This window comes from Paenibacillus sp. XP01 (assembly GCF_057364885.1).
In genome coordinates, this window is the sequence record NZ_CP139481.1 from 4,053,552 (window position 1) to 4,067,258 (window position 13,707).

Consider the following 13,707-nt stretch of genomic DNA (forward strand, 5'->3'; position numbering starts at 1 on the left):
CATAGGGAGTTCTTATTCTTCCTCGTTTTCGCAAAACACTTCAGTAAATAAATTCAATGGGAAAATAGTAGGCACTCTTCGGCCTGGCGTCTGAACAAACTCGACAAAGCCCCGTCCGACGCGAATTAATATTCCACTCAGTTCACCGATATCTTCCGCTGTAGCAGTCAATTCAAAAGGCTGCGTCCGTCTAACCCTTTCGTTGGTTACGATATAGAAGGAGGTTTGGATTGCGACTACCGTAGATCCAACGGTAAAAGAGGATTTAGTCACATTGGAGAGCTTGCCTGTCGTTTTTGTTAATTTCGGGAATCCGGGTTGGAACACCGTAACCGTCCGTCCTGCAAGCAACTGCAGGCGCTGAATCAATGTAATATTCTGCGGGGCCGGACAACCGTGAATATTGTTCTTTCGCATAATATCTCCTCCTAGTAAATCATAGCTTCATTCTATAAGTGTATGCCGTTCTTGTAATAACGCTTGGGTGAAGCCGACAGCGATTCAATCCTTCTTATCGTGTGTAATGGTTCTCTAAGCACACAATCACCTGAAGGAGATGATTAATATGAACGAGCCGCATCGTACAGTAGAAGTAGAGCATAAGGATGTTCAGCACAAGTCTGATTCAAGTTTGGTCGCTTCCACGTTTATTAAATATGCCGCATATATCATTATCTTTTTTGGACTTCTTTACTTTCTGGTTAAATATGTATTCCCGAAATTCTAATCAACGCAGATCCGTGCCGACTCACGGGGCTGCTCACCTGCGAAGGGTACAGACTCTTCACTTTGGGCAGCTACGAGATAAAATGCTTTTTATAAAGTGCACTAATGTACATTTCAAAAATGGTATTGGGAATAACATACAGAAAAAGAAAAGAATCAGGATTTTTCCCGTTTGGGAAAGATCCTGATTCTTTATGAATGGCGAATTACGTTCATAGTTACTTAAACGAACTTAACACCTCAATGTTAGTGTTGAATTGCAATGTAATTTCATCCAGATTTGTTGTGACCACTTCGCCAGCTTTGGCGTAGAGCTCTCAAGCTTGGTTTGTGCGTATGAACTCGCTGGAACCATTACTCTCCGGGCTCCATATCTCAAATATGACCCATAACCCATCACGAATCCATCGACTCATCGAGCATGGCCTCAATACGGGACCCATCCTGTGATCCCCATTAAACCTTGATCCGCTTATCAGATATACCCCCTGTTCCAGCAATCGGCGTACTACCGGAAAGAATCAAGATTACAGCAAGTAAAAACATGTAAAATACGGGTCTTTGCCTCCTCTTCCCTTCATTCAATGAGTTGAATTCGATAAAATAGAGAACCTGGAATAGTTAATGTTTTGTTAATCTTTTACTCCTCGTGTACATATGGCTTGAATTTTTTTTACAATCGAATGCTAATCTTCATATTGTCAGACAAATGAATAAAGATTCATGCATTCATGTTTAATATAAAAGGAGGATTTATCGTGAAATTATCAAAAAAAGCACTCCCTGCAGTAGCACTTAGCTTGGCCGTCGCTGCTTCTACAGTCTTGTCTGCCGGACAAGCCAATGCAGTACAAGCGATTAGTGTAGAGAAGAAAAAGGTCAAAAATATCATCTTCCTCATTGGTGACGGCATGGGAACTGCTTATACTTCCGCTTACCGTTATATGAAAGATGATCCTTCTACAAAGGTCATGGAGAAAACCGTATTTGATCCCTACCTTGTGGGAGCTCAAATGACGTATCCGGATGATGACACTCAGAACGTGACGGACTCCGCTTCCGCGGCAACCGCGATGTCTGCTGGCGTGAAGACCTATAATGCCGCCATCGCTGTCGATCATGACAAGACTGAAGTTAAAACGGTATTGGAGCAGGCCAAAGAAAACGGAAAATCCACCGGGCTTGTTGCTACCTCGGAGATCACCCATGCTACACCGGCTGCATTCGGTGCTCATGACATCAGCCGCAAGAACATGGATGCGATTGCAGATGATTACTATGATGAATTGATCAATGGAAAACACAAAGTGGATGTCCTGTTAGGTGGAGGAAAATCAAATTTTGTACGTAAGGATCGCGACCTGACGAAAGAGTTCCGGGAAGCCGGCTTTAGCTATGTGACAGACCGCAGCGCCCTGCTCGCAGATACCAATAAACAAGTTCTGGGCCTTTTTGCGGACGGAGGGCTGGACAAATATATCGATCGTACTAGCGAAACGCCTTCGTTGGCCGAGATGACAAATACGGCGATTGATCGTTTGAGCACAAACGAAAATGGGTTTTTCCTCATGGTTGAAGGCAGCCAGATTGACTGGGCAGGCCATGATAATGACATTGTTGGCGCCATGAGCGAAATGGAGGATTTTGCTGCAGCATTCCAGGCAGCGATCGATTTTGCCAAAGAAGACGGCGAAACCCTTGTCATTGCCACTGCCGACCATTCCACAGGCGGACTCACGCTTGGCAAAGACGGTGAATATAACTTCTTCGTGGATCCGATCAAAGCTGCGGTACACACTCCGGATTTCATGGCAGCCCGGATTGCTGAAGGTGCTTCCGTAGAGGAAACGCTTAAAAGCTACCTCAAGCTTGAGCTGACGGCTGAAGAAATTCAATCGGTAAAAGATGCAGCTAAAGACGCCGATGTAACGAAGATCGACAATGCCATTGAAACGATTATCGATAACCGTTCGTTTACGGGATGGACAACAGGCGGACATACGGGAGAAGACGTGCCAGTCTATGCTTACGGTCCGGCAAGCCACCGCTTCTCCGGCCTGATCGATAATACGGATAATGCAGAAATCATTTTCGATATTCTGAAGAAGCATAAATAATCAAAGCTTTATCAGCAGTCCCTCTCTTTTTTCCGTCAGAAATTAGAGAGGGACTTTTGTATCATAAAAAAACATCAGAGGGGCGGAATATTGTCCATCAATAGATGTCTTAATCATCATTAGCGCTCTTGCACAGTACTAACCACATCACTGTCCTGATCAAAAAAAGCTTTTAACTCAGAAGCAATCCGTTTGGCATTAAGTTTTTTCGTATGGCCCAGTCCTTTCTTGCTTCGCAGCTCCCCATTCGGGAGTATGCTTGCAAGCGCATGTGCCCCGCTGCGTAGTGCGGATGGACTTTCGATACCTTCCAATACTAAGGAGGGTTGGGTAATCCTTTTTCCAAAATGAGGAGGTAAAGACCTGCCGGACATATAACCTTGCATCAATTGAGCATCGTAAGGAAGAGTATGAGCAACAGACATCAGATTAGCCCACACGCCAGGCATCATACGCATCATGGATACAACAAAGGCAGGTGCGCCCATGCCTTGCGTCATAAAGTATTTAATGGCTTCTGCACGCTTTTCCTCCGCGATCAGCCGAGTCACTTGATCCAGAAAATCTACAGGAGGTGTGCGGTCAGACGCATTGACGATGAAGGGCGGCTCATGCAGGGCTAATTTAGTGATTTTCGCACCATTCTCGGCAGCTTTCATGGCCAGAACCGCCCCGGAAGATAAGCCCCAAACGTATGCTTTCCCACCGGCTTCTTCGATTAGGGCCTCCAGATCCTGAATCTCTCTCTCTATGGCGTAACGTTCTCCGTCCCCGCTGTCCCCTCTGCCCCGCCGATCGTAATTATACACCGTGAACTGATCGGACAATTCCTTGGCTAACTGTACCTGTCCAGGAAATTTGCGGTAGCTGAAAGCTCCTGCCACGAGAATAAGCGTCGGTCCTTGCCCGATTCTGTCGTATGCAATTTTGGTTCCGTCTCTGGAAATGATCGTATTCATGTTTGTTCTCCTTTAAGGTTGAGATATGTGGTTATTCCAATAAGCCATTTTTTGCATCTATACTTACATGACGAACACAACTTATGGAAATCGACATCGCTAGAAAACTTTTTTATTTTCCCTTGTACCGTTATATCCATGGCAACAAAAAAAGCCGCCAACCCCGTTGGCAGCTATTTAGTACAAAGTTTATTCCAACGTCGAGGCAGCCTGACTCAACAAGGAAGTTAACAATTCCTTGCTCCATTCTTGCCCCTTACGCAGTTTAATCGTTTTTCGTTCCACGGGTCCATCGAAACCTTCAGGAAATGTCACAGCTGCGGCATTAAAGATGGTGAAACTCACTGCATCTTTCGAAGCGGAAATGACGGCAGCATATTTCCCGTTTTTCAGATAATGGGGTTTTTTATATTGCATCCGCTCCTGTACATCAGGAATGACGGAGCGTACAAGCTCCCGCAGTTCGTTACACAGCTGGCTTTGCCAAGGCTCTTTCAAGGATTGGATATATTCCGTAACTTCTTGGTTCATGGTCATATTCTCCTTTGCGCACGCGTTATGTCGTTTTGATTATTTACAGGCCCATTTGATTTTTCAATTCGGTTTCCATCCCTTTCTCTGTTCCTTCCCCTTGGAAAGTCTGTTTGCATTTTGCCGCGCGCTTGAGCAGCAGTGCCCGTTCCTGATCGTTCTGTGCAAGCGAGGCTGCGAATTGAAACGACTGATAAGCCTCGTTGTTTCGTCCGAGCTTTTCAAGGAAATCCCCCTTCACGCTGGGCAACAAGTGATACTCCCGCAGCGCTTTTACCGTTTCCAATTGCTCCACAAGCTGAAGGCCAAATTCCGCGCCAAATGCCATACCGATGGCTACCGCTCGGTTTAACTCAACGACCGGCGAGGGAAGGACCCGCGACAACGCTTCGTACAATGCGGCAATTTTGATCCAGTCGGTGTCCTCGGCAGTACGGGCCTCAGCATGGCATGCGGAAATGGAAGCCTGCAACGCATAAGGACCAAGCGGTCGACCGAAAGATTTTGCTCGTTCAAGCGCTGCCAACCCTCGACGAATTAATAGATGGTCCCATAATCCCCGATTTTGGTCCTGCAAAAGGATCGGCTCCCCTGAGGAATGAACTCGGGCTCTAAAACGAGACGATTGGATTTCCATTAATGCCACCAAGCCATGAACTTCCGGCGCTTCCTTTACAAGCTCTGCCAAGATTCGTCCCATCCTCAGCGCTTCCTGACATAATAACGGACGTATCCAGGAACTCCCCGCAGTCGCGGCATATCCTTCATTGAATAAAAGATAGATCACTTCCATTACGGTTTCGAGACGCTCCTTGAGTTCGTTTCCTTCAGGGATCTGAAATTCCGCTCTGGCATCGCGCAATGTTCGCTTTGCACGCACGATCCGCTGGGCAATGGTCGGTTCGGAAGCGAACAGCGCATGAGCAATCTCATCTGTTGTCAATCCACAGAGCAAACGAAGGGTCAATGAGAGGCGAGCCTCGCGGGACAATATCGGATGGCACGTCATGAAGATCAAGCGCAAGAGATCATCTCCCACGGATCCATCCCATGCACTGTTCATCTCTTGTTCATCAAACATGTCGGAGCTGCGGCCGACCTCTTCATATTTTCGCTGCTGCACCTTGTTTCTTCGCATCATGTCGATGGCACGTCTTTTTGCCGCGGCCATCAGCCAAGCACCGGGATTGTCGGGAACGCCCACCTCTGGCCACTTTTGCAGCGCAATGAGCATTACGTCTTGGGCCAGATCTTCGGCAAGGCTGATATCGCGCACCATTCGGGTTAATACGGCAATGATCTTCGGCGACTCCATTCGCCAGATCGCATCGACCTTGCGATGGACATAACTCTCCATCATGGCTGATTGCGTTGCTTCAGTTCTGCACTCAGTGCGTCATGGGCGGCTAACATCTTGGGATCATCCGTCAAATCCGTTCCTTCGAATACCTGTCTGAGCTCAATCTGTCCCTCTCCCAATCCGTGCGGGTCTGGCATTCGCAAGGCCCACTCGATCGCCTCTTCCCGAGATCTCACCTCAATCAGGGTATACCCAGCAATCACTTCTTTGGATTCGGTAAATGGACCATCCACAATCGTAGGCTTTCCTCCAGGCTCCGGATAAGAAATCCGAATGGCTCCAGAACTTGGATGCAGTCCGTCTGCGGCCACCAACACCCCTGCTTTTGCCAACTCTTCATTAAACCGCATCATTGCTTCAAACAGTTCGGGGCTAGGCGGTTTCCCAGCCTCAGAATCCTTGGTTGCTTTGACAATCATCATAAACTTCATGTGGTAAGCTCCTCCTTTTTAATAGACGCTATGAGATCCAACCTTTCCGGCCTCTAAACAGGACGACGAACGCCAGAAACCAAAATCGACAAACTCTATTGAAAATTTCGAAAAAAATTGAAATCCGGTCCTAAAATACAAATTAGTCACCCGCATTTTACTTGAACTATTCTTCAAACAAGTTCTTTTTACCTTCATGTTTTGCAGTCACATGGCAAGGGTGAATACCGGAATCCACCTCTTTGCTTGTCGTTCATTTTAAAAGATTCCTTTATAGGACAAAAAAAGGCACCCGCCAGCCATTTGCGCTTGGGTGGTGCCCTGAAATTAAGAACACAGTATGTAGATGCTGATTGAACGGTTTTTTTGAATGTGCTCAATAGCAGTTGGGTGTTACCTTTACTCAAAATCATATCTCTTATTCGTAGGTTTCGCTAAGTCCCCTACGTTGAAGTGAATCGAAAAAGTGATGTTTGTTTTTACGGATCAAACTCTCGGTTATTTGTTGTCCGATTTGATGGTCGATTCCCGAAAGTTCAAGCATGTCTCGAATGATATTATACCCGTAATTGAACTCATAGAATTTATTTGAATAGGGTTCAATATATAGCGTCTTCTCTTCTAACTTCATAATATGCTCCAGTTGAGTACCTTTGGGGACTCGGCCTAATCGAGTGATGTTGATTTGAGTCATTTCCGGGTTCATTTCATGTTCCTTCAACTCCTCAATAATATCAGAGACCACCTGACTATATCTTGTTGCTATACTTTGAGGGATACCTTTATATTGCACAACGATGTTATTCACTTGAACCTTTTGATAAGGTTCATTTGCTAAACGCATTTCATTCCATGTTTCTTGAATCGGAACTGCGATGTATATGACAAGGAACATCATGAGAATGAAAAGCAGCGATCTTTTTTGCCGGCGAGGCCAATCGATTCCTTTCCATAAATAGATCCCCAGCATTAGGATCCCAAGAAAAAATATCGAGAGCATATTCCTCATGTCAGGGTAATCCGGATACATGAAATTCAGAGTTGGTGCAGCATACCGGATACTCTCCAGCTTATAACCATGCATTAAAGTAAGGAGCATGTACACAGATACACAGCATAGAATAGCCATTTTGAATGATAATAAAGAAATTACAAACGCAAAGCTGATGGCGAAATAGGATAATCCGAGAATAACAAACACCAGCAGATAAACGGGAGTGTCTTTAAAAATTTCACGAACCGTGAAAAATAAGAGGGTTGAAGCTGGAAGGGTACATAAAAAACTAAACAACCATGACTGCAATGTTCTTCGTATAGGATTCCAGTTGGTAAGTCTTATTATATGAACCATATGGTAACGTCTAGGTGAATTCAATATTACAAGTGTCATGGTCGACATGAACAGTCCATATAAAGGAATAGTAACAGGCAATTCATCGATAAAGAATACAAATTTGCTCAAATATAAAATGAAAAGTCCCATGTAGAAAGCCCAAATATGTTCACTGCGCCATAGGACCTTTAATTCTAAAAACCATAACCGTATCATGTGCGTACAACCTGCTTTCTGAACAACATGGAGCTGATCAAAAGCATGAGCACTATCCATAAAACCAAGACGTACCGTTGAAGCATAAAATTCGGCTCTAGAATCATTTCCGATACATAATCTGGATTAAACCAGATCGCAAACATCGGTTGGTGGACATATTGAATACTGATCATCAGGTAAATAAAAACGAAAATGGTACTGTAAATCGTCCTTTTAAAAATAAGAGAGCACAGTCCAGTTAACGAGACCACAAAGGATACGGTTAAGATGATTTGCAAGAGTGTGACTAACCATAAGAGACTAGGACCTTGATTGGATAATGCAAACCAATAAATAGAATCAATCAGTATCAAGATCATGCTTATTCCGGCCCCAACAGCTGCAAGCTTGGAGATTAAATAATTGGAAGGGATAATTAGATAAAACAGGATCGTTTTCAGTTCGAAGTCTCTAAGTTTTCCGCCCCAAACAGCATTGACGAGAACAGGAACCAGAGGTGTCACAATAATCATTTGGAGCTGAAGCATGGAAAGCCAACGATTTTCAAAGCGGGTCTCTCCGCTCATTTGTGCCAGAACAAGCGGGATGATCGTTGTGAGCAAAAAAACAGTGATGAGCAGCAATCGATGTTTTAACAATGATTTAAACGAAAAATGAAGCTGTACCATAAATTCATGCAATGGTTATACCTTCTTTCTATTCGTATAAATATAGGCGTGCTCCAAAGTAGGCTCTACTAACAGGCTGCCTTCCAATGGGGTATCCGATAGATAGCGAACATGTACACCACTTGCAGTGACCTGTGTTGAGATGATGAGTGCACCTTGCTCTTGAAGCTTCTCCGTCACATTCTCTCCGCTGTAAAGCCACACCTTTCCCTCCACCGATTTGATGAAAGCAGGGATATCTCCAAAATAGTTCACAATCCCTTGGTGCAGTACAAGAACCAAATCTGTTGTAAGTGCAATATCTTCGACAATATGGGTGGAAATAATAATAGATCGGTCTGTAGAAAGAGTGGTTAGCAGCTGTCTAAACGACACACGCTCATGAGGATCAAGTCCCACGGTGGGTTCATCAACCAAAAGCAACCTGGGGTTGCCAACGATGGCTTGGGCAATACCTAAGCGCTGCTTCATCCCTCCAGACAAAGCAATGAATTTTTTGTTCCTATGTACCAGCAAACCAACCTGCTCGAGCTTTTCTTCAATTTCTGCTATCCGCTGCTTGCCGTGAATATTTTTCAAACGACAAACATATTCAAGAATCTCCTGCACGGTTAAATGGGGAAAAAAATCAAATTTCTGCGGCAAGTAGCCAATCTGTTTTCGGATCGCATATAAATCCTGACTGACATCCATGCCTTCATAGTCTACTTGACCTGTATGGGGAGCAATCAGCGTGGAGATGATTTCGAGCAATGTCGTTTTTCCAGCTCCATTTTCGCCTAACAAACCAAGTATTCCCGTATTCATTTCAAAAGACACATTCTGAAGAATGGGCTTATCATAATGTTTAGAAAGATTTTTAACGCTCAGTTTCATATCCTTCTCCTGCTACCTTATTATTTTTGACATCCTCTATCCTTAGTTCAATAATGAAGATAATCGTCTAATTATCCAGTCAATTCATTAAATCAACAGTAAAAAAAATCACTTACATTTCTTGTGTTCGACAAAAGTAGGTAGCACACGGCTCGGTTATGCTACAAATCAAACTCACTTTATCGCATTGAAAAGCTCTGCCATTCGGTCTGCCAATTCCGATTGCGGTTTCATCCGCTGATGATTCATATCGGTAGGCGTCATATAGAACACTTCGTTCCCCTGCTTAAACAGCGTAACATGGAACAAAACCCCTGCTGCATCTCCCTGATCCGGATCAAGGACGATGTTTATATGGCGCACCTTTTCAATCCATTTCTGAATGAGCGCTTGATCTGTAGTCGTTTTTTTGGTACCATCACTGCCACTCATGATTTCGATAGAATCAACCTGTGTCATATCGCCGGGAAAGAAGGTTTCTAATTCCTTTGGTTCTTTACTTGCTCCCGCCTGGTTAGGCGTATTAGAACTTTGGCAGCTGCTTAGAAACAAGGCCGTTAATAAAGCAAACATGAAGGTGAAAAACGAATATTTCTTCATCGTACGCCCCCCTTGATCTTCCAACGAAATTTACATTTAAAATGTTCCGCCGATGCTCCATCGTGTTCGCTTGATTTGACATCATTCCTTCAAATCGATAAGATATTCGTGTGTTACTATATAGTTTTATAAAAAACCAAATAGTTTCCAAGTAAGTCGCCGTTTATAGGGAGAAGAGCCTTTTCGGTTGAAAATTTTACAGAAAGAAGGGAACGACCATGTACAAACCATACTTCAGGACTGTTGTGACTACAAATGAATTTACTGGGAGGATTTAAACTTTGAGGTTATTCGACATCGTACTTGTATTGCTAATTTTCATCCTTGCAAATCTATTCATATGGAAACCACGTTTTTTTGAAATACCCAGGCTTTTTGCAATTGCCTTGCTGTTCATCGCTACGATTTTACAATTCGCTTTGGATGGATACCGATGGCAGATGGTTCCTGCATACATAACAGTAATAGCTATGATTCTGTTTTTAAGTATAACTCGGAAAAAGAGGGAACGAACGGATCGCAGAAAGATCGGATGGAAAACATCGCTTTGGACGATCATGTCTCTTTTCCTTTTAGGGATAATGGTCGCTCCTTCATTCCTGATGCCTGTGTTTACCTTTGAAAAACCGACCGGGCCTTATCAGGTTGGAACGACCGTATTGCATTGGACGGACTTTGACCGGAAGGAAGAAAACGCATCAGAACCCAACGCATATCGGGAACTGATGGTTCAGTTATGGTATCCTGCGGACACCACGGAATCCAAACCGGTTGAACCCTATATCCGTCATGTGAAAGCTGTAACCAAGGGTCTTGAAAAAGCCCTTTCGTTTCCATCGTGGACACTTGATCACCTTAGCCTGATCGATTCGCACTCGTTTACGAATGCCTCCTTGTCCAATGACCAAAAGCAGTATCCTGTTTTGATTTTTTCTCATGGGCTGACCGGTTTTCGTAACCAAAATACCTTTCAGGTCGAAGAGTTGGCTAGTCATGGTTATATCGTGGTTGGCATCGATCATGCCTATGATGCAGCGGCAACCGTATATCCCGACGGAAGAGAAATTTTGTTGAAGAAAAATAATTTGAGTGGTTTCAGTGAACTTGGAAGCCATATCACTCTCTGGGTTGATGACGTGACTTTTGTATTAGACCAGCTTGAACAACTGAACGCTCAACCGGAGTTTAAAGATCATATTGACCTGACACGTATCGGAATGTTTGGGCACTCTTACGGAGGCGCGACCGCAGCACAAATGCTCATGAAGGACTCACGTATCCGGGCAGCCATGAATATGGATGGCACGCTTTATGGCGATCCGCCTCCTGATGATGGTTTCGCGAAGCCTTATCTGCAAATGAACGGGGAACAGAGTATCGATCGAACCGTGTTCGAAAACTCATTGGACAAAGCCGTTGCCCAGAGCGGGAAATCAAAAGCATACTACGAGTCATTTTGGGAGGAATCCGCGGAACGTCGCAACCTTGCTTTGAAAAACGGAGGGTATACGATGACGATCCCAAAGACGTCCCATATGAGTTTTACGGATTTTCACCTCTTCTCCCCGCTGCTGTCAGCTAAAAAAGCCCAACCGCGCGAGGTTCATCAAATCATCAACGAAGTGAGTCTTGCTTTTTTTGACCAATATGTCAAGGGTACAAGCAAAACAGAGATGAGCGACCTCTCCGATAAGTATCCCCAAATCCATTTAGAACAGCCTAGTCGGTAGAGGACAGCCGGCTTAACTTCAACAAGCGTTTCTTATATGAGAAACGCTTGTTTCCTATAGCAGATCATGATAACCGGCCTTACCCACAATATCCACCTCTCCTATGACTCTCTTCAGAGTTTCTTTAGAAATCCCCTATGATATTCTTCAGGATTTATGATTATGATGGCTCTAATAAATGACGGAGTGATCGCCAATCATGAATGAAAATCGTTCAACAGCCTTTAGAATAACCAATATCTATGTAAAAATATTAATTTATCTGGGTAACCGTTTGTTGATTGCATTCTTCTTGACATGCTTTTCCTCTTATTATCTCACCTGTTATCTTGCCCATTTTTCATACTTAATGGAAGGCCCCACTCCTCATTTTATGGCAGCCAATCTCATTCCGATGTTTTTTACCGTACTGTTTGTAATAACATTCAGTTTATTGACACTACCCATTGCGAAAAAAATGATCGTATTGGAAAAGGCATTACTGATGTTTAATGGAGAGAATTTAAGTTATAGGATTCCTCATCTGGGGTTTCATGAATTGGACAACGTCGCAACTACCATCAATTCATTGATGGATCACCTGCAGCAGGAAACAAAGAAAGAACATGAAACGCACTATTTCAATCAAAAGTTAATGGAGGATATCGTATCGGGATTACGACCAACGTTAAATAGTCTTATTCATGACATAACCCTCTTGAAAACCGCATCGTACAATAACCCGGAAGATTACGCAAAACGGATTCATCAAGCAAATACAAAAGCCGTGTACTTAAAGAAAAGAACTGACGAATTGTTGCGATTTGCACGGGATGTTTCTTCGGACGCTCATTCATAATCCGCATGGCCATTGTTAGATCACATCAACAATGGTTATGCGGTTTATTTTTTGTTCTTTAGGTTTTCTTTAGATTTTCTTTAGAAATACTCTCATCCTTTCCTTAGTTTTTCTCTTTAAGATAAAACGATCAACAGGAGGAGCTGAAAAAAATGATTGGAAACGCAGTGTTAGATCTCATTCATCAATATGGGTACCTTTTCTTTTTTCTCGCCTTCTCCCTAGGCCCATTTGGAATTCCGATTCCTAATGAAATAACGATCCTTACCGGTGCCGTTCTAAGCCGCTCGGATGTTATCGATCACTGGGCTGCCTATATCAGTATTCTGGCCGGTTTGCTGACAGCGATCACGCTTGCTTATTCTGCTGGTCACGTATTCGGCTACAAATTCAAGAAAAAGCTCTCACACAACAAGCACTATCTCAAAGCTGAATCCATTCTTCGAAAAAAAGGCAATCTAGCTATGTGTATCGGCATGTTTATCCCGGTTGTACGTTACTTCATGCCTTTGCTCATTGGGCTAAGTGGTGTTCGTTATAAAGAATTCGCTCTGATCACGTATTTGAGCGCGCTGCTTTGGACGATCATCTTTTTTGCTTTAGGAACTTTTTTTGGTGATTCAATTTTATCATTGCTGCATTCCTTGAGTTTTTGAGCCAAGGCCTGAAAAATGCGATTTGAAACGAACGGAGCCGTTCATAATAAACCCAATGGAGGTATGTATAATGAAAACTAATGATAAATTGCTTTTTTTAAAAAGCTTTGTGAAAAACCCGAAAAATGTGGGGAGTATTATTCCAAGCTCTCGCTTTTTGGCCAGCGCAATGGTTAATCAGGCCGTTTGGCAAGAAAGCACCGCCGTTGCGGAGCTTGGCGCAGGGACTGGAGCCATTACCCGATACATTCAAAAAAATGCAAATGAACATACAAAAGTTTTATTGTTTGAAATGGATCAAACGATGCGGAGCAATTTACAACATGAATACCCGGAGTTCATTTCCCACCCGAACGCTGCCACTTTATTGGATACCATGAAGAACGAAGGCATCGACGAATTAGACTATATTTTTAGCGGTTTGCCTTTTTTCAATTTTGAGCGTACATTAAGGGATGCCTTGATTGAACAGATTCACCAAGCTTTAAAACCTGGAGGACGGTTCATCGCTTTTCAATATTCGCTGCAAATGAAGAAGCATCTTTCCGAAAAATTCACTATTGAGAACATTGAGTTTGTTCCTCTGAATGTTCCCTCCGCTTTCGTCTATGTGTGCCGTAAATAAAGAAAGCAGCAATGAAAATTCAAAGCATTATATATGAG

Annotated in this window: 14 protein-coding genes; 5 read left to right on the forward strand and 9 right to left on the reverse strand. The window is 43.6% G+C overall.

The window, feature by feature from the left end; genetic code table 11:
* Positions 1-12 precede the first annotated feature (12 nt).
* Positions 13-417, reverse strand: coding sequence for a hypothetical protein (locus tag SNR34_RS18215; RefSeq protein ID WP_339272697.1), 405 nt, complete (start codon positions 415-417; stop codon positions 13-15).
* A 1,064-nt stretch (positions 418-1,481) separates the two neighbouring features.
* Between SNR34_RS18215 and SNR34_RS18220 the strand changes: the two genes are divergently transcribed.
* The gene (locus tag SNR34_RS18220) at positions 1,482-2,843 is read left to right on the forward strand and encodes an alkaline phosphatase (RefSeq protein WP_486182486.1); all 1,362 of its coding nucleotides are present in this window, start codon (positions 1,482-1,484) and stop codon (positions 2,841-2,843) included.
* Positions 2,844-2,962: 119 nt separating this feature from the next.
* Here SNR34_RS18220 and SNR34_RS18225 read toward each other — a convergent pair whose 3' ends face one another.
* The 8 genes from SNR34_RS18225 to SNR34_RS18260 all read right to left on the reverse strand — a co-directional run bounded on the left by SNR34_RS18225 (position 2,963) and on the right by SNR34_RS18260 (position 9,820).
* Positions 2,963-3,802, reverse strand: coding sequence for an alpha/beta fold hydrolase (locus tag SNR34_RS18225; protein ID WP_486179857.1), 840 nt, complete (start codon positions 3,800-3,802; stop codon positions 2,963-2,965).
* Positions 3,803-3,991: 189 nt separating this feature from the next.
* Complete coding sequence (locus SNR34_RS18230) at positions 3,992-4,333, reverse strand: DUF1801 domain-containing protein (RefSeq protein WP_486179858.1); 342 nt, start codon at positions 4,331-4,333, stop codon at positions 3,992-3,994.
* Between the two features lie 43 nt (positions 4,334-4,376).
* A complete protein-coding gene (locus SNR34_RS18235) occupies positions 4,377-5,693 on the reverse strand; it encodes an RNA polymerase sigma factor (protein ID WP_486179859.1) in 1,317 nt (438 codons plus the stop codon).
* Entirely contained in the window at positions 5,690-6,124 is a 435-nt protein-coding gene (locus SNR34_RS18240; RefSeq protein WP_236412398.1) for a YciI family protein, read from the reverse strand. The genes SNR34_RS18235 and SNR34_RS18240 overlap by 4 nt, the downstream gene beginning before the upstream one ends.
* 418 nt (positions 6,125-6,542) lie before the next feature.
* Positions 6,543-7,523, reverse strand: coding sequence for a hypothetical protein (locus SNR34_RS18245; protein WP_486179860.1), 981 nt, complete (start codon positions 7,521-7,523; stop codon positions 6,543-6,545).
* Between the two features lie 146 nt (positions 7,524-7,669).
* Complete coding sequence (locus SNR34_RS18250; RefSeq protein ID WP_486179861.1) at positions 7,670-8,344, reverse strand: hypothetical protein; 675 nt, start codon at positions 8,342-8,344, stop codon at positions 7,670-7,672.
* Between the two features lie 15 nt (positions 8,345-8,359).
* Complete coding sequence (locus tag SNR34_RS18255) at positions 8,360-9,220, reverse strand: ATP-binding cassette domain-containing protein (RefSeq protein ID WP_236412395.1); 861 nt, start codon at positions 9,218-9,220, stop codon at positions 8,360-8,362.
* A 174-nt stretch (positions 9,221-9,394) separates the two neighbouring features.
* Positions 9,395-9,820 carry a hypothetical protein gene (locus tag SNR34_RS18260; protein WP_486179862.1) on the reverse strand — a complete coding sequence of 142 codons (426 nt, stop codon included), beginning with the start codon at positions 9,818-9,820 and terminating at the stop codon, positions 9,395-9,397.
* Positions 9,821-10,101: 281 nt separating this feature from the next.
* On the opposite strand from SNR34_RS18260, the gene SNR34_RS18265 reads away from it, so the two are divergent.
* The 4 genes from SNR34_RS18265 (at position 10,102) to SNR34_RS18280 (ending at position 13,669) form a co-directional block, all read left to right on the forward strand.
* Complete coding sequence (locus tag SNR34_RS18265; RefSeq protein WP_486179863.1) at positions 10,102-11,550, forward strand: alpha/beta hydrolase family protein; 1,449 nt, start codon at positions 10,102-10,104, stop codon at positions 11,548-11,550.
* Positions 11,551-11,749: 199 nt separating this feature from the next.
* Positions 11,750-12,388 (forward strand): hypothetical protein, encoded by a 639-nt coding sequence (locus SNR34_RS18270; RefSeq protein ID WP_486179864.1) that lies wholly within the window; start codon positions 11,750-11,752, stop codon positions 12,386-12,388.
* A gap of 152 nt (positions 12,389-12,540) precedes the next feature.
* Positions 12,541-13,044 (forward strand): DedA family protein, encoded by a 504-nt coding sequence (locus tag SNR34_RS18275; RefSeq protein WP_486179865.1) that lies wholly within the window; start codon positions 12,541-12,543, stop codon positions 13,042-13,044.
* A gap of 70 nt (positions 13,045-13,114) precedes the next feature.
* The gene (locus SNR34_RS18280) at positions 13,115-13,669 is read left to right on the forward strand and encodes a class I SAM-dependent methyltransferase (protein WP_486179866.1); all 555 of its coding nucleotides are present in this window, start codon (positions 13,115-13,117) and stop codon (positions 13,667-13,669) included.
* The last annotated feature ends 38 nt before the right edge of the window (positions 13,670-13,707 follow it).